This window comes from Actinophytocola sp. (assembly GCF_035712165.1).
Classification (GTDB): domain Bacteria; phylum Actinomycetota; class Actinomycetes; order Mycobacteriales; family Pseudonocardiaceae; genus DASYTH01.
Window position 1 is genome coordinate 1 of sequence record NZ_DASTBH010000240.1, and the last position, 23,932, is coordinate 23,932.

At 71.3% G+C, this 23,932-nt stretch carries 22 protein-coding genes and 2 pseudogenes; 18 read left to right on the plus strand and 6 right to left on the minus strand.

Annotation, left to right across the window (positions count from 1 at the left end; translation table 11 throughout):
* From VFO68_RS13670 to VFO68_RS13700, 7 genes and pseudogenes are all read left to right on the plus strand, one after another.
* Nucleotides 1–196: pseudogene (locus VFO68_RS13670) on the plus strand (Holliday junction branch migration protein RuvA); the annotation flags it as partial.
* A 34-nt stretch (nucleotides 197–230) separates the two neighbouring features.
* A complete protein-coding gene (gene ruvB, locus VFO68_RS13675) occupies nucleotides 231–1,316 on the plus strand; it encodes a Holliday junction branch migration DNA helicase RuvB (RefSeq protein WP_325158631.1) in 1,086 nt (361 codons plus the stop codon).
* Nucleotides 1,317–1,397: 81 nt separating this feature from the next.
* Nucleotides 1,398–1,769: a preprotein translocase subunit YajC gene (gene yajC, locus VFO68_RS13680; protein WP_325158632.1), complete on the plus strand. Its 372-nt coding sequence runs from the start codon at nucleotides 1,398–1,400 to the stop codon at nucleotides 1,767–1,769.
* 158 nt (nucleotides 1,770–1,927) lie between these two features.
* Nucleotides 1,928–3,754 carry a protein translocase subunit SecD gene (secD, locus tag VFO68_RS13685; protein WP_325158633.1) on the plus strand — a complete coding sequence of 609 codons (1,827 nt, stop codon included), beginning with the start codon at nucleotides 1,928–1,930 and terminating at the stop codon, nucleotides 3,752–3,754.
* A 1-nt stretch (nucleotide 3,755) separates the two neighbouring features.
* Nucleotides 3,756–5,024 (plus strand): protein translocase subunit SecF, encoded by a 1,269-nt coding sequence (gene secF / locus VFO68_RS13690; protein ID WP_325158634.1) that lies wholly within the window; start codon nucleotides 3,756–3,758, stop codon nucleotides 5,022–5,024.
* 37 nt (nucleotides 5,025–5,061) lie between these two features.
* Complete coding sequence (locus VFO68_RS13695) at nucleotides 5,062–5,580, plus strand: adenine phosphoribosyltransferase (protein ID WP_325158650.1); 519 nt, start codon at nucleotides 5,062–5,064, stop codon at nucleotides 5,578–5,580.
* Between the two features lie 91 nt (nucleotides 5,581–5,671).
* Nucleotides 5,672–7,981 carry a RelA/SpoT family protein gene (locus VFO68_RS13700; protein WP_414635496.1) on the plus strand — a complete coding sequence of 770 codons (2,310 nt, stop codon included), beginning with the start codon at nucleotides 5,672–5,674 and terminating at the stop codon, nucleotides 7,979–7,981.
* Between the two features lie 23 nt (nucleotides 7,982–8,004).
* Here VFO68_RS13700 and VFO68_RS13705 read toward each other — a convergent pair whose 3' ends face one another.
* Together VFO68_RS13705 and VFO68_RS13710 are read right to left on the minus strand one after the other, a co-directional pair.
* Nucleotides 8,005–8,715, minus strand: coding sequence for a helix-turn-helix transcriptional regulator (locus VFO68_RS13705; protein ID WP_325158635.1), 711 nt, complete (start codon nucleotides 8,713–8,715; stop codon nucleotides 8,005–8,007).
* Between the two features lie 117 nt (nucleotides 8,716–8,832).
* Nucleotides 8,833–9,693 carry a peptidylprolyl isomerase gene (locus VFO68_RS13710; RefSeq protein ID WP_414635497.1) on the minus strand — a complete coding sequence of 287 codons (861 nt, stop codon included), beginning with the start codon at nucleotides 9,691–9,693 and terminating at the stop codon, nucleotides 8,833–8,835.
* A 173-nt stretch (nucleotides 9,694–9,866) separates the two neighbouring features.
* Here VFO68_RS13710 and VFO68_RS13715 point away from each other — a divergent pair, with 173 nt between their 5' ends.
* Together VFO68_RS13715 and VFO68_RS13720 are read left to right on the plus strand one after the other, a co-directional pair.
* Entirely contained in the window at nucleotides 9,867–10,568 is a 702-nt protein-coding gene (locus VFO68_RS13715) for an MBL fold metallo-hydrolase (RefSeq protein WP_325158637.1), read from the plus strand.
* The gene (locus tag VFO68_RS13720) at nucleotides 10,565–11,209 is read left to right on the plus strand and encodes a hypothetical protein (protein WP_325158638.1); all 645 of its coding nucleotides are present in this window, start codon (nucleotides 10,565–10,567) and stop codon (nucleotides 11,207–11,209) included. Before VFO68_RS13715 ends, VFO68_RS13720 begins: the two co-directional genes overlap by 4 nt.
* A gap of 110 nt (nucleotides 11,210–11,319) precedes the next feature.
* On the opposite strand, the gene VFO68_RS13725 is transcribed toward VFO68_RS13720, so the two are convergent.
* Both VFO68_RS13725 and VFO68_RS13730 read right to left on the minus strand, forming a co-directional pair.
* Complete coding sequence (locus VFO68_RS13725; RefSeq protein ID WP_325158639.1) at nucleotides 11,320–11,727, minus strand: hypothetical protein; 408 nt, start codon at nucleotides 11,725–11,727, stop codon at nucleotides 11,320–11,322.
* Between the two features lie 51 nt (nucleotides 11,728–11,778).
* Nucleotides 11,779–12,918, minus strand: a complete 1,140-nt coding sequence (locus VFO68_RS13730) for an AAA family ATPase (protein ID WP_325158640.1) — start codon at nucleotides 12,916–12,918, stop codon at nucleotides 11,779–11,781.
* Between the two features lie 303 nt (nucleotides 12,919–13,221).
* Between VFO68_RS13730 and idi the strand changes: the two genes are divergently transcribed.
* The 5 genes from idi (at nucleotide 13,222) to VFO68_RS13755 (ending at nucleotide 18,124) form a co-directional block, all read left to right on the plus strand.
* Nucleotides 13,222–13,794: an isopentenyl-diphosphate Delta-isomerase gene (gene idi / locus VFO68_RS13735; RefSeq protein ID WP_325158652.1), complete on the plus strand. Its 573-nt coding sequence runs from the start codon at nucleotides 13,222–13,224 to the stop codon at nucleotides 13,792–13,794.
* Between the two features lie 32 nt (nucleotides 13,795–13,826).
* Nucleotides 13,827–15,743 (plus strand): intein-containing Rv2578c family radical SAM protein, encoded by a 1,917-nt coding sequence (locus VFO68_RS13740; protein ID WP_325158641.1) that lies wholly within the window; start codon nucleotides 13,827–13,829, stop codon nucleotides 15,741–15,743.
* 118 nt (nucleotides 15,744–15,861) lie between these two features.
* Nucleotides 15,862–16,977, plus strand: a complete 1,116-nt coding sequence (locus VFO68_RS13745; protein WP_325158642.1) for an MBL fold metallo-hydrolase — start codon at nucleotides 15,862–15,864, stop codon at nucleotides 16,975–16,977.
* Nucleotides 16,978–17,107: 130 nt separating this feature from the next.
* Complete coding sequence (locus VFO68_RS13750; protein WP_325158643.1) at nucleotides 17,108–17,950, plus strand: helix-turn-helix transcriptional regulator; 843 nt, start codon at nucleotides 17,108–17,110, stop codon at nucleotides 17,948–17,950.
* A gap of 3 nt (nucleotides 17,951–17,953) precedes the next feature.
* Nucleotides 17,954–18,124 carry a DUF397 domain-containing protein gene (locus tag VFO68_RS13755; RefSeq protein ID WP_325158644.1) on the plus strand — a complete coding sequence of 57 codons (171 nt, stop codon included), beginning with the start codon at nucleotides 17,954–17,956 and terminating at the stop codon, nucleotides 18,122–18,124.
* Here VFO68_RS13755 and VFO68_RS13760 read toward each other — a convergent pair.
* The gene (locus tag VFO68_RS13760) at nucleotides 18,121–18,942 is read right to left on the minus strand and encodes a hypothetical protein (protein ID WP_325158645.1); all 822 of its coding nucleotides are present in this window, start codon (nucleotides 18,940–18,942) and stop codon (nucleotides 18,121–18,123) included. The two genes, VFO68_RS13755 and VFO68_RS13760, sit on opposite strands and share 4 nt — an antisense overlap.
* A 388-nt stretch (nucleotides 18,943–19,330) precedes the next feature.
* On the opposite strand from VFO68_RS13760, the gene aspS reads away from it, so the two are divergent.
* The 4 genes from aspS to VFO68_RS13780 all read left to right on the plus strand — a co-directional run bounded on the left by aspS (nucleotide 19,331) and on the right by VFO68_RS13780 (nucleotide 23,680).
* The gene (gene aspS, locus VFO68_RS13765) at nucleotides 19,331–21,112 is read left to right on the plus strand and encodes an aspartate--tRNA ligase (RefSeq protein ID WP_325158646.1); all 1,782 of its coding nucleotides are present in this window, start codon (nucleotides 19,331–19,333) and stop codon (nucleotides 21,110–21,112) included.
* Nucleotides 21,113–21,115: 3 nt separating this feature from the next.
* Nucleotides 21,116–22,060 carry a DUF389 domain-containing protein gene (locus VFO68_RS13770; RefSeq protein WP_325158647.1) on the plus strand — a complete coding sequence of 315 codons (945 nt, stop codon included), beginning with the start codon at nucleotides 21,116–21,118 and terminating at the stop codon, nucleotides 22,058–22,060.
* Nucleotides 22,061–22,145: 85 nt separating this feature from the next.
* Entirely contained in the window at nucleotides 22,146–23,348 is a 1,203-nt protein-coding gene (locus VFO68_RS13775; protein ID WP_325158648.1) for a hypothetical protein, read from the plus strand.
* A gap of 5 nt (nucleotides 23,349–23,353) precedes the next feature.
* On the plus strand, nucleotides 23,354–23,680 hold the full coding sequence (locus VFO68_RS13780) for a TfoX/Sxy family protein (protein ID WP_325158649.1): 327 nt from the start codon (nucleotides 23,354–23,356) through the stop codon (nucleotides 23,678–23,680).
* Here VFO68_RS13780 and VFO68_RS13785 read toward each other — a convergent pair.
* Nucleotides 23,666–23,932 (minus strand): annotated as a pseudogene (locus VFO68_RS13785) (metallophosphoesterase); the annotation flags it as partial. The gene VFO68_RS13780 and the pseudogene VFO68_RS13785 sit on opposite strands and share 15 nt — an antisense overlap.

The window sequence follows — 23,932 nt, forward strand, 5'->3', positions numbered from 1 at the left end:
CAAGGTCGGGGCGCTGCCGGTCGGGGCGCCGGTTGCTGCCGGCGGCGTGCGTTCCTCGGTGATCGAGGCGCTGGTCGGGCTCGGCTTCCCGGCCCGGCAGGCCGAGCAGACCGTGGACGGGGTGCTGTCCGGCGACGCGGCCGCGGACACGCCCGCGGTGCTGCGCACCGCATTGGCGACCCTCGGCCGCCGCTGATGCACCATTACCTCATGACCGACGCGGCGACGTCATGACCGACGACGGCGCGGGATCGCCCCAGCCGCCCGAGCTGTCCCCGGTGGCCGCGCCGGGCGAGCGGGAGGACGAGTCGACGCTGCGACCGCGGCGGCTGTCCGAGTTCGTCGGCCAGCCGCGGGTGCGCGAACAGCTGGAGCTGGTCCTGGCCGGGGCGAGCATGCGCGGCGACCCGCCGGACCATGTGCTGCTCTCCGGACCGCCCGGGCTGGGCAAGACCAGCCTGGCGATGATCATCGCCGCCGAGCTGGGCAGTGCCATCCGGATCACCTCGGGGCCGGCGCTCGAGCGAGCCGGGGACCTGGCCGCGATGCTGTCCAACCTGGTCGAGGGCGACGTGCTGTTCATCGACGAGATCCACCGGATCGCCCGGCCGGCCGAGGAGCTGCTCTACATCGCCATGGAGGACTTCCGGGTCGACGTGGTGGTCGGCAAGGGACCGGGCGCGACCAGCATCCCGCTGGAGATCGCCCCGTTCACGCTGGTCGGCGCCACCACCCGGTCCGGATCGCTGACCGGTCCGCTGCGCGACCGGTTCGGGTTCACCGCGCACATGGAGTTCTACTCGGCGGAGGAACTGGAGCGGGTGCTGCGCCGCTCGGCCACGATCCTCGGGGTGGACCTGCGCCCGGACGGTGCCGCCGAGATCGCCGGGCGGTCCCGGGGCACGCCCCGGATCGCCAACCGCCTGCTGCGACGGGTGCGCGACTTCGCCGAGGTGCGCGCGGACGGCTCGGTCACCAGGGCGATCGCCCAGGCCGCGCTCGAGGTCTACGACGTGGACGAGCTGGGTCTGGACCGGTTGGACCGCGCGGTGCTCGGCGCGTTGGTGCGCTCGTTCGGTGGTGGGCCGGTCGGGGTCTCTACGCTGGCCGTTGCGGTTGGCGAGGAGCCAGCTACCGTGGAAGAGGTGTGCGAGCCGTACCTCGTGCGGGTGGGAATGCTGGCCCGGACACCGCGCGGACGGGTGGCGACCGCCGCCGCGTGGGCGCATCTGGGCCTGACCGCCCCCCGTGACGCGGCCGGCCAGTTGCCGCCTACCCTGTTCGGCGAGCGTGACCCCGCGCACACCGCAGAGTAAGAACTGGCACACTTTCGGCGGAGAACCTAGGAACAAAACGGACGTTTCGCCCGCAGGCAACGTCCATCCGGATGGAGAAAAATGGAACTGCTTCCCTTGCTTCTGCTCTTCGGGATGCTCGGCCTGATGATGTACTTCATGAGCCGGCGCCAGCGCAGGGCCATGCAGCAGCAGCAGGAGCTTCAGAGTTCGCTGGCGGTCGGGGACCGGATCATGACCACCTCGGGTCTGTACGGCACCATCACCGACACCTCCGGGGACACCACGATCGACATCGAGATCGCCCCGGGAGTGGAGACCACCTGGCTGCGCGCGGCGGTGCGGGAGAAGGTCGTGGAGACCGACGACGTCGACGAGTTGGTGGACGAGGACGAGCTCGTGGACGAGGACGAGGTCATCGAGGAGCCGGTCGTCGAGCCGGCCGAGGTGAAGCCCAGCAAGCAGAAGAGCTGAGTACCCAGCGGTACGCCCGGGTGACACTGGGCTTACACCGGGGTCGGTACGCTGCGCCCGCACCCACCTGTGCTCGTTGGGGTGCGGGCGCACAGTCGAGGGCAAGGTTCGTGTACGCAAACGTGCACGCCAGAGGAGTTTGAGGAGAGCAACCGACCGTGGCACCACCGGCCGGGCAGATCCGCCCAGGGCGCTATCTCGCCATCTTCCTGTTCATCGTCGTTCTCCTCTACGGGCTGGTGTTCGGCACCGGCAACCATCAGGCCACGCCCAAGCTGGGCATCGACCTGCAGGGCGGAACGCGGGTCACGCTGACCGCCCGGACCGAGAATGGGCAGGACCCGTCGCAGGAGTCGCTGGACACGGCGCGCCGGATCATCGAGGCCCGGGTCAACGGCATCGGCGTGAGCGGCGCCGAGGTCGTCCTGGACGGCAACCAGATCGTGATCACCGTGCCGGGTGAGGGCGGCGACCAGGCCAAGGCGCTCGGTCAGACCGCCAAGCTGTACTTCCGTGAGGTGATCGGGCAGCCGTACCCGCTGCAGCAACAGCAGCCCACCGACCAGAACCAGCAGCCGCCGGCGTCGAGCACCGCGCCCGCGCCGGCGCCGAGTTCGGCCGGCGCCGCCGCGCCGCCCACCTCGGCGACCCCGCAGGGCCGGCCGGCGCCCGCGCTCGCGCAGCCGACCACCCCGAGCCCGGCGCCGGGCTCCACGCAGCCGGGCACCCCGGCGCAGCCGACCGATCCGATCGCCGCTTGCCAGAAGTACATCGACGACCTGCAGTCGTACTACGACGACGTGCACAACAAGCGCCAGCCGAAGGTCGAGGTCTCCACGCTGATCACCGAGGCCAAGGCCTGCCGGCAGAACCCGGCGCTGGCCCCGGCCGCGGAGGGCGCCCAGCCCGACACCAACGCACAGCAGGCCGCCGTGGCCTCGCTCCTCGGCTGCAGCGACGAGTTCCCCGACCCGCTGGTCGGCAACGACGACCCGAACCTGCCGCTGGTGACCTGCGACGAGAAGCTGCCCCAGGCCTACGTCCTCGGCCCGCGTTTCCTGGACGGCACCGAGATCGACAACGCCAGCTCGCAGGTCAACGACCAGGGCGCCGGCTACATCGTGACGCTGAACTTCAAGAGCGGCGGCGGCAAGACCTGGGCCGACTACACCACCAAGAACGTCCAGAAGCAGGCCGCGTTCGTGCTGGACACCGAGGTCGTGTCCGCGCCGACCATCCAGGAGCCGATCACCGGCGGCAGCACCCGGATCACCGGCGGGGGTGGGGGCTTCGGCAAGAAGGAGGCCCAGGACCTGTCGAACGTGCTCAAGTACGGATCCCTGCCGCTGTCGTTCGAGGCCTCCGAGGCGGAGACGGTGTCGGCCACGCTGGGCCTGGCCTCGCTGAAGGCGGGCCTGATCGCCGGCGCGATCGGTCTGCTGCTGGTGTTCGTGTACTGCCTGTTCTACTACCGGCTGCTCGGCATCATGACGATCCTGTCGCTGGCGCTGTCCGGCGTGATCGTCTACGCGATCCTGATCCTGCTCGGCAGGTGGATCGGGTTCACCCTGGACCTCGCCGGCATCGCCGGTTTCATCGTGGCGATCGGTATCACCGCGGACTCGTTCATCATCTTCTTCGAACGCATGAAGGACGAAGTGCGCGAGGGCCGGTCGTTCCGGTCCGCGGTACCGAGAGCCTGGATCCGGGCCCGCCGCACGATCCTGTCCGCGGACGCGGTCAGCTTCCTCGCCGCCGCGGTGCTGTACCTGCTGGCCGTCGGACAGGTCAAGGGCTTCGCGTTCACCCTGGGCATGTCCACGGTGCTCGACCTCATCGTGGTGTTCCTGGTGACCCACCCGCTGGTGGTGCTGGCCTCGAAGTCGAAGGTCCTGTCCAGCCCGAAACTGTCCGGACTAGGCGCCATGCAACGCATGGCCGCGCTGCAACGAACCGCCGTCAGCCCGGCCGGAAAGGGGGCATGAGGTGGCCACCGACACGCCGGACGTCCAGCGCGAGCCGAAGGCCCGCCGGCAGCCGTTCTTCACCAAGCTCTACACCGGCACCGGCGCGTTCGACATCGTCGGCAAGCGCATCCGCTGGTACGTGATCTTCGGCCTGCTGATGCTGGTCTGCCTGGGCTCGATCATCTTCCGCGGCTTCAACCTCGGCATCGAGTTCGAGGGCGGGACCAAGATCCAGGTCCCGGCGCACAACGCCGCCGGGCCGATCAGCACCCAACAGGTCACCGACGTGTTCAGCGAGGCGCTGGGCCGCGAGCCGGCGTCGGTGCAGCAGGTCGGCACCGGTGACTCGGCGTCGATCCAGGTGAAGTCGGAGACGCTGAACGCGGGCGAGATCCGCCAGGTCAACCTGGCCCTGGTGGAGAAGCTCAACCCGCAGACCCCGGACGGCCGGACCGGGACGAACGTGATCAGCGACAGCCTGGTGAGCGGGTCGTGGGGCAGCGAGATCTCCCAGCAGGCCCTGATCGCGCTGGCCGTCTTCCTGGTCCTGGTGACGATCTTCCTGGCCGTCTACTTCGAGCGCTGGATGGCCGTGGCCGCGCTGGCGGCCCTGATCCACGACGTGGTGATCACCTCCGGCGTCTACTCGATCGTGGGCTTCGAGGTGACCCCGGCGACCGTCATCGGCCTGCTGACCATCCTCGGTTTCTCGCTCTACGACACGGTCGTGGTGTTCGACAAGGTCAAGGAGAACACCCGCGGGCTGCTGGGCCTGACCAGGCGGACCTACGGCGAGGCGGCCAACCTCGCGCTCAACCAGACCCTGATGCGGTCGATCAACACCTCGCTGATCGCGTTGCTGCCGGTGATGGGCCTGCTCATCGTCGGTGTCGGCCTGCTCGGCGTCGGCACGCTGAAGGACCTGGCGCTGGTCCAGTTGGCCGGTATGGCAGTCGGCGCGCTGTCCTCGATCTTCCTGGCCACGCCGATCCTGGTGGACCTGAAGATGCGCGAACCCAAGTACCAGCAGCAGGCCGCCCGGGTGCTGGCCCGGCGGGAGAACCTGGCCCGCAAGGCCGCCGAGCGCGAGGCGACCACGGCGGTCACCGGCGAGCCGGTGGAGGTGGACCTCACCGACGACGACGCGCTCGACGCGGAGCTGCGCCAGGAGAGGGCGATGGCCGCGGCGTCCAGCGTGCCGACGCGCAACCCCAAGGCCGCCGACGCCAAGCGGGCCCGGCCGGGTGGCAAGGCCGCGGCGCGGCCCAGCGGCAAGCGGCGCCGGTAGCCGCCGCGTGCCGGACCGGAGCGGGCTCGACCGGAGCATGCTCGACCGGGCCCTCGACCTGGCCCGGTCGGTGCCGGACTTCCCGCGGCCCGGCGTGCTGTTCTGGGACCTGACGCCGGTGCTGGCCGACGCCGGGGCGATGGCGGCGGTGGCCGACGGGTTCGCCGCGGCCCACGACGGCGACGGCATCGCCGTCCTGGCGGCCATCGAGGCGCGCGGGTTCCTGTTCGGCGCGGCGTTCGGCGTGCGGCACGGCTACGGGGTAGTGCCGGTGCGCAAGGCCGGCAAGCTGCCGGCGGTCGAGCACCGGCTGGAGTACCAGCTGGAGTACGGCTCGGCGACGCTGGAGATCCCGGCCGGGGTGATCGAACCCGGCCAGCGCGTGCTGGTCGTGGACGACGTGCTGGCCACCGGCGGCACCGCCGCGGCCGCGTGCGAGCTGGTGGAGCAGGCCGGCGGCATCGTCACCGGGGTCTGCGTCGTCCTGGAGATCGGTGCGCTGGGCGGTAGAGACCGACTCGCCGGGCGGTCGGTAACCGCGCTCCGGACGCTCTAGGCGTGTCGTTCGTCCCCTGGCGCAGGTTGGCGCGACGATCCGCGACTATCCTCGAAAGCTAGGTCGTGCATCGCCAGGTATAGGAGCGCGGGTGAGCCAAGAAGTGGAGGCGGAGGCTGCCGCGGAGCAGCCGGGCCAGACGGCACCACGTCCGCCGTCGGCTACCCGGCGGTACCGCGCCCGCCTGGCCCGCCGGATCACCGCGCAGCGGTCGGCCCCGGTCAAACAGGTGCTCGAGCCGCTGGCGACGGTGCACCGTGAGCTGCATCCCAAGGCCGATCTCGCCCTGCTCCAGCACGCCTACGACGTGGCCGAGGAGATGCACCGCGGGCAGCGGCGCAAGTCCGGCGACCCGTACATCACCCACCCGCTTGCCGTGGCCACCATCCTGGCCGAGCTGGGTATGGACACCACCACCCTGGTCGCGGCCCTGCTGCACGACACGATCGAGGACACCGCGTACTCCCTGGACCGGCTCCGGGAGGAGTTCGGCGACGAGGTCGGCAAGCTGGTCGACGGCGTCACCAAGCTGGACAAGGTCAAGCTCGGGCCGACCGCCGAGGCGGAGACCATCCGCAAGATGGTGATCGCCATGGCCGAGGACCCGCGGGTACTGGTGATCAAGCTCGCGGACCGGCTGCACAACATGCGGACCATGCGTTTCCTGCCGCCGGAGAAGCAGGCCAAGAAGGCCCGCGAGACGCTGGAGGTGCTCGCGCCGCTGGCCCACCGGCTGGGCATGGCCACGGTCAAGTGGGAGCTGGAGGACCTGGCGTTCGCCATCCTGCAGCCCAAGAAGTACGACGAGATCGTCCGGCTGGTGGCCAACCGGGCGCCGTCCCGGGACACCTACCTGCAGAAGGTGACCGACGAGCTGACCGCGCAGCTGGAGACCGCGCGGATCACCGCTCAGGTCGAGGGCCGGCAGAAGCACTACTACTCGATCAACCAGAAGATGATCGTCCGAGGGCGCGAGTTCGACGACATCCACGACCTGGTCGGCGTCCGGATCCTGGTGGAGGACGTGCGGGACTGCTACGCCGCGATGGGCGTGGTGCACGCGCTGTGGCAGCCGATGCCCGGCCGGTTCAAGGACTACATCGCCCAGCCCCGGTTCGGGGTCTACCAGTCGCTGCACACCACCGTGATCGGGCCGGACGGCAAGCCGCTCGAGGTGCAGATGCGCACCAACGAGATGCACAGCACCGCCGAGTACGGCATCGCGGCGCACTGGCGCTACAAGGAGACCCGCGGCACCCACCACGGCCAGGCCGTCGAGATCGACGAGATGGCCTGGATGCGCCAACTGCTCGACTGGCAGCGGGAGGCCGCCGACCCGGGCGAGTTCCTCGAACAGCTCCGGTTCGACCTGCAGGTCAAGGAGATCTTCGTCTTCTCGCCCAAGGGCGACGTGTACACGCTGCCGGCCGGGTCGACCCCGGTGGACTTCGCCTATGCGGTGCACACCGAGGTCGGGCACCGGTGCATCGGGGCGCGGGTGAACTCCCGGCTGGTCGCGCTGGAACGCAAGCTGGAGAACGGCGACGTCGTCGAGATCTTCACCTCCAAGGCCGAAGGCGCCGGACCGAGCCGGGACTGGCTGGGCTTCGTCGGCTCGGCGCGAGCCCGCGCCAAGATCAAGCAGTGGTTCGCCAAGGAGCGCAAGGAAGAGGCGATCGAGAAGGGCCAGGACGCGATCGCCAAGGAGGTGCGCCGGGTCGGCCTGCCCATGCAGCGGCTGGTGTCGGTGGACTCGGTCACGGCGCTGGCCCGTGAGCTGCGCTACCCGGAGGTCAGCTCGCTCTACGCGGCGGTGGGCGAGGGCCAGGCCTCGGCGCGCCAGGTGGTGCAGCGGCTGGTCGCCCTGCTCGGCGGCGTCGAGCACGCCGAGGACGAACTGGCCGAGCGGTCCACGCCGTCCACGGTCACCCGGCGCCGGCCGACCGGAGACGCCGGCGTCGTGGTCAAGGACGCCAGCGACATCTGGGTCAAGCTGGCCCGGTGCTGCACCCCGGTGCCCGGGGACGAGATCCTCGGGTTCGTCACCCGGGGCGGCGGGGTGAGCGTGCACCGCACCGACTGCACCAACGCCCAGGATCTGATGTCCGAGCCGGAGCGGTTGGTCGACGTGGAGTGGGCGCCGTCGGACTCCTCGGTGTTCCTGGTCGCGATCCAGGTCGAGGCGCTGGACCGGCACCGGCTGCTCTCCGACGTGACCAAGGTGCTCGCCGACGAGCGGGTGAACATCCTGTCCGCGTCGGTCACCACCTCGCGGGACCGGGTCGCGGTGAGCCGGTTCGCCTTCGAGATGGGCGACCCGAAGCATCTCGGCCACGTGCTCAAGGTGGTGCGCAGCGTCGAAGGTGTCTACGACGTCTACCGTGTCACGTCGGCATCCTGAGCCGATCGTCCGGTTCGGACGGACTAGGTGAACTGTCCCAACGGGACGCCACCCAGCGACTTGACCTCGCGGGCGAGGTGGGCCTGGTCGGCATATCCCAGGCGGTAGGCGATCTCCGCGAACGGCAGGCCCCGCCGGGCCAGCGCGCGGGCCCGGTCGAACCGCAGCACCCGGTGCAGAACCTTTGGCCCGTAACCGAAAGCGGCCAGGCAGCGGCGGTGTAGCTGGCGCTCGCTCAACCCGATCTCGGCGGCCATCGCGCCGACCCGGGTGCCGGAGGCCAGCAGGCCGAGCACCGCGGCCGGAACCGGATCCCGGTCACCGCCGAAGCGCGCGTTGACCGACCGCTGGAGCACCTGCTGGGCAGCCTCGGCGCTGGTGGTCGCGGCCAGCTCGCCGGACAGCTGCCGGATCTCGCCCGGCGACCACAGCTTCTCCAGCGGCACCCGGCCGTCCCGCAGCTCGTCGGCTCGCAACCCCAGCGCCGCCGGCGCCGCGCCGGGGGCGAACCGCAGCGCGACCAGGGTGCCCCGGGACATCGGGGACACGTGCGGGACCGTGTCCGGACCGGCGACGAGCAGCCGGCCGGACTCGCGATGCCAGATCAGGTCCATGCACCCGTCCGGCACGACCCGCGCCTCGCGCGGCCCGGCCGCGCCGGTCCGCCGGGACCAGACCCGGGCGATCAGGCGGTATGGATCGAGCTGCGGCGCCCGTTCGCGATACCTGTCCACAACCGCAGTGTTCCAGGCGCCACCGACAACCGCCGGCAGCCGTTCCCCGGTCAGCCGGTGACGGTGACCTTGTCGACTGTCACGGTGCTGTCGTCCGGCCGGGCAGCCGTACCCCGGTCAGCCGGTGACGGTGACCTTGTCGACGGTTACGGCATCCTTGGGCTTGCCGTCGCCCGAGCCCGGCTGGGAGGCGATCGTGCCGGCCTTGGCGATCTCGTCGACCTTCTTGATGCTCTCCTCGTCCAGCGTGCCGAACACGGTGTAGTTCGGCTGCAGTTCGGCGGTGCCGTAGACGATGAAGAACTGGCTGCCGTTGGTGTCCGGGCCGGAGTTGGCCATGGCCAGCATGCCGCGGCCGTACTTCAGCTCCGGGAACACCTCGTCCTTGAAGGTGTAGCCGGGTCCGCCGTTGCCCTGCCCGGACGGGTCACCACACTGCAGCACCTGCAGGCCGGTGACGGTCAGCCGGTGGCACGGGGTCTGGTCGAAGTAGCCCTGCTTGGCCAGGCTGACGAAGCTGTTCACGGTGCAGGGGGCGAGCGCCTTGTCCAGGGTCGCCTTGAGCTCGCTGCCGCCGATCGTGATGGTGGCCGGGACCGTGCCCTGGGCGGAGACGTTCGCCGTCGGCGGGGCGGTCGCCTGCTTCGCGGCCGGTTCCTGGCCCGCGGGGTACTCGCAGGTGACCGAGGCCGGCAGGGCCGTCGCCCGGGTCGGCGCGGGCGCCATCGCCGTGGGGATCGAGGTCGGCGTCTCCGCCGCGCCCTCGGGTGGGGTGGTCTCGGTGGGGTTGGCCGCCGCGGTCTGGTCCCCGTCGCCCAGGGTGGTCAGCCAGTACACCAGACCCACCGCGGCGATCACGGCGACCACGGTCACCGCGACACCGATGATCCGGCGCCGTCTCGCGCGCTCCGCCCGTCGGGTTAGCTGACGCTCCAGCTTCCGCTTAGCGGCCTGGCGGCGCTGCTCATTCGTCGGCACCGACACCCTCCCTGACCCTCAACGTCCTCCTGGCAAGCCGGCAGTCTATGGGTCCCCCCGGTAAGAACCGTGTGGAGGTCCGTGCGGAGCGTGAAAAATCCACCGTGGCGGCCGGTGCGGGCTCGTGCGCCACTAGGCTGAAATCTCGCTCCGAGGGTCCTGGAGGTTCCGCCGTGCTCGTCGTCGGCTTTCCCACCGGCGCCTTTCAGGCCAACTGCTACCTGATCGCGCCCGGTGAGGGTGAGGCCTGTCTGATCATCGACCCCGGGCAGGACGCCGAGGAGCCGATCGCCGAGGCACTGCGCAAGCACCGGCTGTCGCCGGTCGCGGTGCTGCTCACCCACGGCCACTTCGACCACGTCTACGCCGTGGCGCCGGTGTGCGACGGCAACGACATCCCGGCGTGGATCCACCCGGAGGACCGGGAGTTGCTCGCCGATCCGCTCAAGGGCCTGAGCCTGCAGGCCACCCAGTTCTTCGGCGCCCGGCTGGAGATGCGCGAACCGAGGGAGGTGCGCGAACTGGCCGACGGCGCCGACCTCGACCTCGCCGGCCTGTCGCTCACCGTCGACCACACCCCGGGCCACACCCGCGGATCGGTGGTGTTCCGCAGCGAACTGGCCGAGGGCGGCCGGGTCGTCTTCGCCGGCGACACCCTGTTCGCCGGTTCGATCGGTCGCACCGACCTGCCCGGCGGGGACTCCCGCACGATGATGGAGACGTTGCGCACCAAGGTGTTGACGCTGCCGGACGACACCGTGGTGTTGCCCGGGCACGGTCCGACCACGACGATCGGCCGGGAACGGGCCAGCAACCCGTTCCTGCTGGAGCTGGCCGAGCCCGGCCAGCAGCTGCCCGGGCGGCGGGGACTGTGACCGAGCGGCCGAACGGGAACCCGGAGCGGGTTCCGATCAGCGTCACCGAACCGGGCACCGGCCGCCGCCGGGTGGGCATGGCGGTGGCGGTGGCCGTGGTGCTGGGCGCGGCGATCGGCGGCCTGGTGGGCCTGATCGCCGGCCGGATCCCCGGTCTGATCACCGCGGCGGTCGTGGTGCTGGTGCTGCTCGGACTCGGCTGGTTGGCCGGTCGCCGGCAGGTGTGGCTGGAGGGCACCCGGCTGGTAGCCAAGACGGTCGGCACGAAGTCGGTGGATCTGCGGCACGCCGAGCGGATCGAGCTGGTGGTCACCGACGTGCGGGGAACCAGGACGATCGGCCTGCTGGTCAGCGCCCGGGGCAAGACGATCAACCTGCCGGTGGCGGCCTACGCCGGCACCGGCGGCCGCGAGCTGGGCATCCTGGTCCTGCGCCGGCTCGCCGACGCGCTCGCCAGCAGCGAGAACACCAGCGGCCTGGTCTTCTCCGAGCTGCTGGTCGCCCAACTGCGCGCCGAAGCCAAGGGCGAACCGCCCGCCGAGCGCCCGCTGTACCGCCTCGCCTCCCTGGCCCCGTCCGGCCGCCTGGCGCAGCGCCTCAAGAACGAAGCCGTCACCCGCTTCGTCGCCACCCTGGACTAGCCCGCCTCTCCGGAATTTGTGCGGTTGTTGCGTTCCGGCGAACGGTGCGGATATCGGTGGTTGTGGCTGGGTGGCGTCACGGTCCCCTGAGGTAGCCGGTGGTCGGCGGCTCAGGCGCCGGGCGGGGTCCGGGGGCCGAGGACCCGGCCGAACAGGTCGGTCGCGCCCTGGACCACGCCGAGGCCGCGGGAGAGCATCCGGACCGACTCGTTGAGCGCCCGGTTGACCGCCGTCGCCGCGACCAGTTGCTTGCGCAGTTCCTCGAGCTGGAGCTGGGTCTCCGGAAGTTCCTGACCGACGAACGTGCCGAGCTTGTCGATTCGGTCCAGCGACCCCTGAGCGGCCTGCAGCGCGGGGGTGAGCCGCTCGATGGCGTCGGCCAGCCGGGGGATCGCGCGCAGCGCGTCGATTACGGCGGGCACCAGGGCCGCCCCGGTGCGCAGCATCGTGTCGGCGGTCGCGACCGGGTTCCTGAGCATCGTGATCAGGAACAGCTCTTCACGGCCGCGTAAGTCCATCGGTCGGGGATGGTAGTCGCTGTCCGGCCGGGATGGCGGTCACCGCGCGGGTCAACCACCGAGCGGTTCGGCGAACCGGAAGTGGGTGCCGAGCAGGTCGTCGCAGGCGCGCACGGCCCGGCGCAGCCGGTGCGTCGGATCGCCGGTCAGCAGCACCCACGGCACGCCGCGGTCCCGCAGCCCCCGAACGAACCGGGCGGTCATCCATTCCCTGCGGTGCGTGTGGTCGTGCCAGGACTCGGGTTGGCAGGCCACGCCGACATGGTCGGTGAGCAGGTACAGCGCGGGCCGCCGCTCGCCGACCAACTGCTCGACCTCCGGGTACGGGCGGCCGAGGTAGCGCTCGCACCAGATGGTCGCCGCCCAGGAGTCGCTGTCGCAGACCAGCAACGGGCCGCCGCGCGCGGCCGCGTCGTCCTCGGCGATGGCCTGCCGGCGGGCCACGTCGAGGAAGTCTCCGACGGTCCAGCCCAGATTGTCCACTGTGGGCGGTGGCCGGCCGCTGGCCTTGGCCAGGGCGTGCTCGGCGGCCAGCTTCTCCTCGCAGTGCACCCGGGCGTACTCGGCGACCGACCGGGTGTCCCGGAACGACCCGCCCCGGTTGCGGTAGTGCGCGGCGAGCTGTTCGGACAGGGTGGTCGTCCCGGTGGACTCGGCGCCGACCACGATGACGCGGGCGGCGAGCCCCGCCCTGGTCGGCATCGCGAGGTGCTGCCACTGGCCGACCGGGTCGGCGCGGACGCTGGAGCCGGAGACCGGCACGGCACGGTGCTGCGGGTCGACCGGGACGTGCGTGGCGCCCAGCCGGGCGGCCAGCTCGTCGCCGTAGGGCTCGTTGGAGAACACCGCGTCCACCGGAGCGACCGCGGGGTCGTCTTCGCGGATCGCGCGCCGGGCCAGGACCGAGCGGAGCACCTTGAGGTGCAGTTCCCAGGCGCCCCGGTCGTAGCGGTCCAGGGGCCGGTCGTCGATGTCGCCGAGCACGACGACGCCCGGATCGGACCAGTGCTCGGCGGCCAACCAGTACACCCGGTCGGCGAGCGGGACCGACTCCACCGGCGACGCCAGCACCGCGACCGTGGTGCGGTCGCTGACCTTTGCCGCCGTCCGGATCAGATGGTGGTGGCCGGCATGGGGCGGATAGAACTTGCCGAGCACCAAGGTATGCCGAAACTTCCTCGCATTGAGCATGGTCGCCCTCACCCCAAGCCCGAAGGGACAGGTATTCATCCTGTCATTCCCGCAGGTCGCGATAAGCGGAAATTCTCAGTTCCACAGCTGTAGAACTGCATCGTGGTTGATCATGCAACTAATGGCAAACCCCGAATCCGCGCTATTCAGCCCGGTTTTCGTTGGTGCCACGGCAATGCAATCCTTAGCGGCCCGATGGGGGCCGGTCGCGAGTAGAGCGCCGATGGAGTAATGGAACCCGTCGAGGGACGTGCTTCAATCGGATGAGCCGGGGTGCGCCGAGTGTTGGAGGAGGCCATCGGCATGGAGCAGGTCGTCCTACTCGACGACGGCGGACGGTCGATCGGAGTGGCTGACAAGGCCACTGTTCATGATCGACAGACGCCGCTGCACCTGGCGTTCTCCTGCTACGTCTTCGACCCCGACGGGTCGCTGCTGCTGACCCGCCGGGCGGCCACGAAGCGGACCTGGCCGGGGGTGTGGACCAACACCTGCTGCGGGCATCCCGCTCCGGGCGAGCCGATCGCCGACGCCGTGGTACGCCGGTTGCATGACGAGCTCGGCCTGCGCGACATCGAGGTGGAGCTGATCCTGCCGCGGTTCCGGTACCGGGCGGTGATGTCCTCCGGAGTCGTGGAGAACGAGCTGTGCCCGGTGTTCCGGGCGGTCAGCGGCGCGACGCCGCGCCCGGCGCCGGCCGAGGTCGACGCCGTGCAGCGGGTGGCCTGGCCGACCTTCGCCGAGGCGGTGTCGGCCGGCACGCGCGAGGTCTCGCCGTGGTGCCGGCTGCAGGTCGAGGAGCTGCGCGCGCTGGGTCCGGACCCGCTGGCCTGGCCCGTCGCCGACCCGGGGGAGCTGCCGCCGGCCGCGCGTTGACACGTGATCGAACATGTGTTCGACTAGCGGTCGTGCGATGGGACAACCAGCGGGTTGACGAGGCCAACGAGCAGATCCTGCCGGGTCTGCCGGGCCTGGTGCGAAGCGTACGGACCCCCGAGTTCGCCGGGATGGTCTTCCACGAGGTGGCCGCGAAGTCGGTGCTGAACAAGGTGCCGGCCGCGTCGTCCATGCCGTTCGCCTGGACGGTCAACCCCTACCGCGGGTGCTCGCACGGCTGCCGCTACTGCCTGGCCGGCGACACCCCGATCCTGCTGGCCGACGGGCGCACCCGCCCGCTGGCCGAGCTGCGCGCCGGGGACCGCATCTACGGCACCGAGCGGCGCGGCAACTACCGGCGCTACGTGCCGACCGTGGTGCTGGACCACTGGTCCACGATCAAGCCCGCCTACCGGGTCGTCCTCGAGGACGGCACCACCCTCATCGCCAGCGGCGACCACCGGTTCCTCACCGAGCGCGGCTGGAAACACGTCACCGGCGCCATGCGCGGGCCGGACCGGCGCCCGCACCTGACCACCGGCAACAAGCTGATCGGCACCGGGGCGTTCGCCACGCCGCCCAAGCAGCTGGCCGAGTACCGGCTCGGCTACCTGTGCGGGCTGATCCGCTGCGGCGGCCGGGCGCCGGCCGCCCTGGACCGGGCCCGGGAGTATCTCGCCGAGCTCGACGTGTTGTCCGACCGGCTGCTCGAGCTGCCGAGGTCGCCCGGAGCCGAATGGACCAAGGGGTTTCTGGCCGGCACGTTCGACGCCCGGGGCAACGCCGCCCGGGGGATCGCCCGGATCGCCACCGGCACCGCCGAGCTGACCCGGCTGACCGCCGACGCCCTGGAGCGCCTGGGTTTCCCGCACGTGGTGGAGAAGTCCCGATGGGCCGTGGACGTGCGCTGGGTGCGGCTGCTCGGCGGGCTCCGCGAGCGACTGCGGTTCTGCCACACGGTCGACCCGGCCGTGCGGGAGCACCGGACCATCGACGGGACCGCGTTCAAGTCCGCCGCCAAGCTCGGCGTCGTCGCGGTCGAACCGCTCGGCCTGGAGCTGCCGCTGTTCGACATCACCACCGGCACCGGAGACTTCATCGCCAACGGGGTGGTCAGCCACAACTGCTTCGCCCGGCACTCGCACACCTACCTCGACCTCGACGCCGGCCACGACTTCGACACCCAGATCGTGGTCAAGGTGAACGCCCCGGAGGTGCTGGCCGCGCAGCTGCGCTCGCCGAAGTGGACCCGCGAACACGTGGCGATGGGCACCAACACCGACCCCTACCAGCGCGCCGAGGGGCGCTACGCGCTGATGCCCGGCATCATTCGCGCCCTGGCCGAGAGCCGGACGCCGTTGTCCATACTGACCAAGGGAACGGTGCTGTCCCGGGACATCCCGCTGCTGGCCGAGGCGAGCGAGCGGGTCTCGGTCGGCATCGGGGTGTCGATCGCGCTGCTCGACCGCGAGCTGCAGCAGCGGCTGGAGCCGGGTACCGCGAGCCCGCAGGCCCGGTTGGAGCTGGTGCGCAAGGTCCGCGAGGCGGGGTTGCCCTGCGGGGTGTTCGTGGCGCCGGTGCTGCCCGGTCTCACCGACTCGGTCGAGGCGCTCGACGGGCTGTTCGGAGCCATCGCCGAGACGGGTGCCACCGGCGTGACGGTGCTGCCGCTGCACCTGCGGCCGGGTGCGCGCGAGTGGTTCGCCGGCTGGCTCGGCCACGAGCACCCGGACCTGGTGCCGGCCTACCGCGAGATCTACGGCCACCGCCGCAACGCCTCGGTCGGCTACCGCCGCTGGCTCGCCGCCCGCGTGCAACCCCTGCTCCGCCGGCACAACCTGCTGCCCGACAGCCCGCGCACCGCCGACCCCGACCCCACGTGGCCCTCCGGCAGCCTCCCCGCCGCCACCGACCTCCCCGTCGACCACGCCCAGCTCGCCCTCCTCTGACCGGGATCACCGGCTTCTCAGCGCACCCTCAGCGTGGGGCGGGCACGATGGGGGTATACGCAGGCAGGGGTGGTGTCCAGTGCCGAAAGGGTGATCGCGTGTGTTTCGGGTGCCGGTGATGGTTCGACGGTCCACGGCTCTGCTCGTCCCGGTCGGCGCGGCCACCGCGCTGGCGCATGCGATCTGGGAGGTGCCGGCCGCGCTGGGCAGCCGGCCGGCGGGGGAGCGGCTGGAGCGGATGCGGCGCTCGCCGCGGTTTCACGACGGCGCGTTCCACAACGAGGTGCCGGCGAGCATCGCGCCGGCGTCGAGCGGGCCGGGGATCATGCGCGAGATGGCCCGGGACCGCATGACGCGCCGGCCGCGCTCCGCCGTGCCCCTGGTCACGCCGGCCACCTCCGACCTCACCGGCGTCGCGGCGGACGGCCTGCGCACCACCTGGTTCGGCCACGCCACGGTGCTGGTCGAGCTGGAAGGCAAGCGGGTGCTGTTCGACCCGGTGTGGAGCGAGCGGGTCTCGCCATCGCAGGCGGTCGGCCCACGCCGGCTGCACCCGCTGCCGATGGCGCTGGACGACCTGCCGCCGCTGGACGCCGTGGTCATCTCGCACGACCACTACGACCACCTGGACATGCGCACGATCCGGCGGCTCGCGGCGGCCGGCCCGGTGCCGTTCGTGGTGCCGCTGGGCGTCGGCGCGCACCTGGAACGGTGGGGCGTTCCGGCCGGCCGCATCGTGGAGCTGGACTGGGAGGAGCGCGCCTCGATCAACGGGCTGGACCTGATCGCCACCGCCGCGCGGCACTTCTCCGGCCGGCGCCGGCCCGGGGAGAACACCACCCTGTGGGCCTCCTGGGTGGTGGCCGGCAAGCACCGCCGGGCGTTCTACACCGGTGACTCCGGCTTCTTCGACGACTACGCCGCGATCGGCGCCGCGCACGGGCCGTTCGACGTGACGCTGGTCCAGATCGGCGCCTACTCGCCCTACTGGCCGGACATCCACATGACGCCGGAGCAGGGCGTCGCGACCCACCTCGCGGTCCGCGGCGGGGTCCTGGTGCCGGTGCACTGGGCGACCTTCAACCTGGCCATGCATTCCTGGTCGGAGCCGGTCGAGCGGCTGCTCGCCGACGCGGCCGGCCACGGCGTCCGGGTCGCCGTCCCGCGCCCCGGCGAACCGCTCGACCTCGACGACCTACCCGACCCGGACCCCTGGTGGCGCTCGGTCGCCTGAGTCCGGCCGGCTACTGAGCGCAAGCCCGAATCCCGGTTGGGTCAATTTCCCGCCGCTCCGTCATTGTCGGCTCCCTCTGCGGGTCTGTCTCGCAGAAGCGTCAACGGACACATGGAGTCGGAGGGGAGCAATGGGCGGCAAACACCGGCCTGGGACACCGCGGGATCGGGCGCTGGGCGCCGAGCTGCGGGTGCTGCGGGAGCAGTCGGGAAAGAGCCTGGCCGAGGTCGCCGGTGCGATCCACTGGAACGTCTCCACGCTGAGCCGGCTGGAGCGGGGCCAGCGGCACATCTCGCCGGAGGCGATCAAGGGCCTGGCGGTCATCTACGACCTGCCGCCGCAGCGCCGCGACGCGCTGCTGGCCCGGGCCAGCGAGCCGGTCGCGCTGGGGTGGTGGGACCGCCCGCCGGCCGGCCTGACCAACTCGCTCGGCGCGCTGGCCTCCTACGAGCACGAGGCCGTGCGGCTCACCGACTGGAGCCCGGGCGTGGTGCCGGGTCTGCTGCAGACCAAGGAGTACTCGATCGCGATCATGCGGGACTGGGGAGTGTCGGACAACGACCTCAACCCCCGGCTCGGGGCCCGGATGCAGCGCCAGGAACTGCTCAACCGCCGGGAGGTCGACTACACCGCGTTCATCGGCGCTGCGGCGCTGGACAACCGGATGTGCGGGGTCGACGACTTCATCCGCCAGCTGCGGCATCTGGCCCGGGTGTCGGTCCGGGACGGGGTGACGGTCCGGATCGTCGACGCCCCCACGTCCTTCGCGCTGAGCAGCTGGTACCTGATGGACTTCCGGCACACCGGCCCCGTGGTGCACCTGGAGCACCTGCGCTCGGCGACGTTCCTGTTCGACAAGGAGACCAACGCCTACGTGACCGCCCGGGCCAAGCTCGACAAGATCGCCCTGAGCGAGCCGGAGAGCCGGGATAGGATCGAGGGTCTGATCGAGCGACTGATCATGGGGAGCTAATCGATGCCCGGAGAACCCTTGCGGTTCAAGAAGTCCAGCCGCTCCGGCGGGGAGTCGAACTGCGTGGCGATCGCGCACACTTACCAGGAGGTGCGCGACACCAAGAATGCCGGTGGGCCGCCGCTCGCCGGGGTGGACGCCCGCCGCCTGGTCGCCTTCGCCCGGCGGTCCTAGATGAGAATCTGCCGGCCGTCCGGCCACTCCCAGCGCACGCAGAAGATGCCCGGACCGAAGTCCAGCGCGACCGCGTGACCGTGCCCGTCGGCGTTGATCTCCACCCGGCGCCGGCTGGTGATCTGGTTGTCCGGGTCGGTGGTGTACTGCTCGCAGTAGCGGGGCAGCATCCGCGGGTCGAACCGCAGCTCCAGCACGAACTCGCGGACCGGCGTGGTGAACTTGCGGCAGTAGCTGTCGTCGCCACGGGAGTACGGCGGGCCGGGGTGGGTCAGGGCGTAGTCCAGGATCACCGTCTCGCCGCGGTGCAGCGGCGAGTCGAGCAGGATCTCGGCGACCACGATCCCGGCGACGTGGTCGTGGGCGAGCCGGCCGATCGTGCAGCCGTGCGCGGCGGTGATCGTGGGAAACGGACGGCCGGGGCGCTCCAGGTCGTAGACCATGATCGTGCGCTCGGCGCCGTCCCGTTCGGCGCGCAGCACCTGCCGGACGTTGATCCGCTTCTCGCCCTGGTCGGCGGCGAGTTCCATGACGTCCTGCTGGCTGATCTTGGTGAGCGCGGCCTCGGTGGTGAAGTCGATCCGCTTGAGCAGGTTGGACACCTGCTCGCTCTTGGTCCACAGCGACTCGATGGGCAGCCGGTTGGACTCGCGGTTGGCCCGGCCGCGCGGCCGAGGCGGCCCGAGCAGCGCCATCAGCGACCCCGGCGCCACGCCGAGCACCGACTCGAGGTGGCCGAGCGCCGCCAGCGACTCGGCGCGTTCCGGCCTGCGGCGGCCGGACTGCCAATAGCTCAGCGCGGTGACGCTGACCGACACGCCTCGTGAGCGGAGTCGATACTGGATTCGATCCAGACTCAGTCCGCTTGCCTGGATTGCCGCACGTAATGCTGTTGGAAATGCATCGGCGACCAGGGAGTCCGGTTGTTCGCTAACAATTGCACGTTGCAAGGTGCCGTTTTGGTGTAGCTCCCGAACTGACTCGCGGGTGATTCCGCTACCCATTGGATCTCCCCTGATTACCTTACGCCGTGGTAGCACAGTACGTCCTGGGGTGGTCGATGGGTAGCCGTCAGGTTAAATCTGGCCGTAAACAGTTAGCTACGTTCGGTTAGCGGACACGGAACCTGCTGGACGTACCAGGTACGGCCTTGGCTAGCCTCATGCCTTGGGGGTTTTCGGTCGACGAGCAGCAGAGAGGTTACTGGTGATCCGCACCCACGAGGCCGGGACGCTCCGGGCCGAGCACGTTGGGCAGACCGTCACGCTGAGCGGGTGGGTGGCCCACCGTCGCGATCACGGTGGGGTCATCTTCGTCGATCTGCGTGATGCCTCCGGGGTGGCCCAGGTGGTCTTCCGCGAAGGCGAGATGGCCGAGCGCGCCCATCAACTGCGCGCCGAGTTCTGCGTGCGGGTCACCGGAGAGGTGTCCCGCCGCCCGGCCGGCAACGAGAACCCGGACCTGGCCACCGGCGAGATCGAGCTGCTGGCCACCGGTCTCGACGTGCTCAGTGAGGCCGCGCCGCTGCCGTTCCCGCTGGACGAGCACCTGACCGTCGGCGAGGAGGTCCGGCTGCGGCACCGCTACCTCGACCTGCGCCGGCCCGGCCCGGCCCGGGCCATCCGGATGCGCAGCGAGGTCAACCGGATCGCTCGCGAGTTGCTGCACCGTGAGGGTTTCGTCGAGATCGAGACCCCTACGCTGACCCGGTCCACTCCGGAGGGCGCCCGGGACTTCGTGGTGCCCGCCCGGCTGCGCCCCGGCTCCTGGTACGCGCTTCCGCAGTCGCCGCAGCTGTTCAAGCAGCTGCTGATGGTCGGTGGCCTGGAGCGGTACTACCAGATCGCCCGCTGCTACCGGGACGAGGACTTCCGGGCCGACCGGCAGCCCGAGTTCACCCAGCTCGACATCGAGATGAGCTTCGTCGACCAGGACGACGTGATCGCGCTGACCGAGCGGGTGGTGGCCGCGCTGTGGGCAGAGCTGGCCGGCTACCGGATCCCGCAGCCGATCCCGCGGATCAGCTACGCCGACGCGATGGCCCGCTACGGCACCGACAAGCCCGACCTGCGCCTGCTCACCGAGCTCACCGAGCTCACCGAGTACTTCGCCGACAGCCCGTTCCGGGTGTTCCGCGCGCCCTACGTCGGCTCGGTGGTGATGCCGGGCGGGGCGAGCCAGCCGCGCAAGCAGCTCGACGCCTGGCAGGACTGGGCCCGGCAGCGCGGCGGCAAGGGGCTGGCCTACGTGCTCGTCGGCGAGGACGGCACGCTCGGCGGTCCGGTCGCCAAGAACCTGTCGGACGCCGAGCGGGAGGGGCTGGCCAAGGCGGCCGGTGCCGAGCCCGGCGACTGCGTCTTCTTCGCCGCCGGCCCGCCCGCGGAGGCCCGGGCGCTGCTCGGCGCCGCCCGGGTGGAGATCGGCCGGCGCTGCGGCCTGATCGACGAGTCGGCCTGGGCGTTCGTGTGGGTGGTGGACGCCCCGCTGTTCGAGGAGGCCGAAGCCGCCCGCAGCCACGGTGACGTCGCGGTGGGCGGCGGGCGGTGGACCGCGGTGCACCACGCGTTCACCTCGCCGACCCCGGAATGGGTGGACCGGTTCGAGGAGGAACCGGGCAACGCGCTGGCCTACGCCTACGACATCGTCTGCAACGGCAACGAGCTGGGTGGCGGATCCATCCGTATCCACCGGGCCGACGTGCAGGAGCGGGTCTTCGCGGTGATGGGTATCTCGCCGGAGGAGGCCCGGGAGAAGTTCGGCTTCCTGTTGGAGGCGTTCAAGTACGGACCGCCGCCGCACGGCGGGGTCGCGCTCGGCTGGGACCGGGTGTGCATGCTGCTGGCCGGGGAGACGTCGCTGCGGGACGTGATCGCCTTCCCGAAGACCGGCGGCGGCTACGACCCGCTCACCGGCGCACCCGCGCCGATCACCGCCGACCAGCGCAAGGAGGCGGGCGTCGACGCCAGGCCGGCGCCGTCCGGATCCTGACCGGTGCTGCATCTGCGGGCGGTCGCGCCGCCCGAGCTGACCCAGGCCGCGCTCACGGTCTTACGGGACGACCCCGGCACGACCCACCTGGTGCTGCTGGCCGGCGCGGCGCTGGACCCGGCCGGCGACCTGATCGAGGCCGACGTGGCCAGGGAGGCCGTCGACGGGGTGGTGGCGGCACTGTGCGAGCTGGGGTTGGACCGCACCGGCGGCATCACGCTCGAACTGATCGACACCGCGCTGTCCGACGCCGCCGACCAGGCCGAGGCGCGGGCGCCGGGCGACCCGGCCGATGCCGTGGTGTGGCAGGAACTTCTGGTCCGGACCGGCGAGGAGTCCCGGCTCAACGTGACGTTCCTGGCGTTCCTGGCGATCGCCTGCCTGCTCGCGGCCGTCGGCGTGATCACCGACTCGCCGGTCACGATCGTCGGCGCGATGGTGGTGGGGCCGGAGTTCGGTCCGCTGGCCGCCGTGTCGGTCGCGCTGGTGCTGCGCCGGTGGGATCTCGCGCGGCGCGGGCTGACCGCGCTGGCGGTCGGGTTTCCGCTGGCGATGGCGATCACCGCGGTCGGGACCTGGCTGGGTCACCTCGCCGGCCTGTTCGACGCCGCCAAGTTATTCGTGGGCGGGCACCAGGTCGACTTCGTCTACGACGTGGGCTGGTTCTCGCTGATCGTGGCGGTGCTGGCGGGAGCGGCCGGCATGCTGTCGCTGACCTCGGCCAAGTCCGCCGCGCTGGTCGGGGTGTTCATCTCGGTGACGACGGTGCCCGCCGCGGGTTACGCATCCGTGGCGCTGATCTTCGGGGAGTGGGCGCGATGCGCCGAGTCGGTCGGGCAACTCGCGGTGAACCTGGCCGGGATCGTGCTCGCCGGAGCCGCGGTGTTACTGCTGCGCCGGCAAAGCTGGCGCCGTACGGACAACGGAAGACCATTGTCCAGAGGGTGAAACCTTCGGCGTACTGAATCGATAGACATGATTACCGTCGTTGGCATCGGGCCGGGGCGGTTCCGCACGAGTAGGGTCGGAGGCGATGAGTGTGGACCTCGCCGCCGACCCGCCGACCATCCACAATGACGCGGAGATCGTGGCCACCGTGCAGGCGGCGGAGTCGCTGCTCAGCAAACGTTTCGGCGCGCGGATCACGCTGGCGCCCGGACCGGTCGACCTCGGCGGCAGCGAACGGTCGATCGTCCTGCGGGTGAAGGTGGCCACCAGCCCGTTCTCGTTGCCCCGCAGCCTGGTGCTCAAGCGCTACGTGCTGCCGCCGGCCGGCGAGCCGTGCGACAGCTTCGTTCGGGAGGCGGTCAGCTACCAGTTGGCCACCTCGCTGGCCACCGAGGACCGGGTGTGCCCGGAGCTGTTCGCGCACTCCGGCGACCACCGGCTGCTGGTGATGGAGGATCTCGGCCTGGCGCCGACGCTGGCCGGCCGGCTGATGGGCGACGACGCCCGGGCCGCCGAACGAGCGCTGCTGTCCTGGGCGCACTCGCTCGGCCGGCTGCACGCCACCACCGCGGGCCGGGAGGCCGACTTCGACGCGCTGCAACGCCGCCTGGGACAGCTCGGCTCGAAGGATCCGCTGGCCGCCGACGGACCCACCGCGCTGGCGGAACTGCCCGCCATGCTGGATGCCGAGTTCGGCGTGGCCACCTCGGCGGCGGCACTGGAATGTGTCGAGCGGGCCAAGGGCCTGCTGGCCGCCGAACGGCACCGGGCGTTCAGCCCCTCCGACTCCTGCCCGGACAACAACCTGATCACCAGCCGGGGCGTGCGGTTCCTGGACTTCGAGGGCGGCTGCGTGCGCAACGTGCTGCTGGACGCGGCCTACCTGCGGGTGCCGTTCCCGGTGTGCTGGTGCGCCTTCGGGCTGCCGGCCGGTATGCACGACGCGATGCTCGCCGGGTGGCGGGCCGAGGTGCGCGGGGTGTGGCCGGACCTGACCGACGACGCCGTGCTGCTGCCCAGACTCGTTGAGGCGCAGATGTTCTGGGTCTGGTACACCACCTGGCAGCTGCTGACCAACTCGGAGCTGGAGGGTTGCCCGCACGCCGCCCGGTCGATCGAGACGCCGAACCGGTCCGCGGTGCTCGCCGCCCGCTGGCGCCGGCTGAGCCGCTACGCCGCCGCGTGCGGAGCCGATCCGGTCGCCGAGCACGCGGACGCGGTGGTCGCGGGCCTGGAGTCCCGGCTCGACGGTGATCTCTCGCTGCCCCTCTACCCCGCGTTCCGCTGACCGCCGTGGCCTACGACGAGGCGCTGGCCGAGCGGGTCCGGGAACGTATCGAGGGCGGAGCGGCGGTCGCCGAGCAGAAGATGTTCGGCGGGCTGGCCTTTCTCGAACGCGGTCACATCGTGGTCGGGATCATGGGTGACGATCTGCTGGTGCGGGTGGGCGCGGCGGGCAAGGCCGCCGCGCTGCGCCGGCCCGGTGTCCGGGAGTTCGACTTCACCGGCCGGCCGATGCGAGCGTTCGTGGTGGTCGCCGGCGAGGTCCTCGACGACGCCGTGCTCGACGACTGGCTGGCGGCCGGGCGGACGTTCGCGGCCTCCCTACCGGCCAAGTGACTTCGGCCGGAAGGCGGCGAGCGCCTCGGCATCCGACGGCGGGTTGCGGACGTAGTTGTCGACCCAGTCCGCGATCCCCGGGAACCCCGAGCCGGCGATGATCGCCGCGGCCACCGCGTCGACGTCGAACTCCGTGCGCCGCAACTGGATCGCCGGGCCGGCGGCCCCGCCGAGCAGGGCCCAGTGTGCCCCGGTCGAGCCGTAGGGCATCCCGACCGAGCCCGGGTTGACCACCGTGGTCCGGTCGACGAG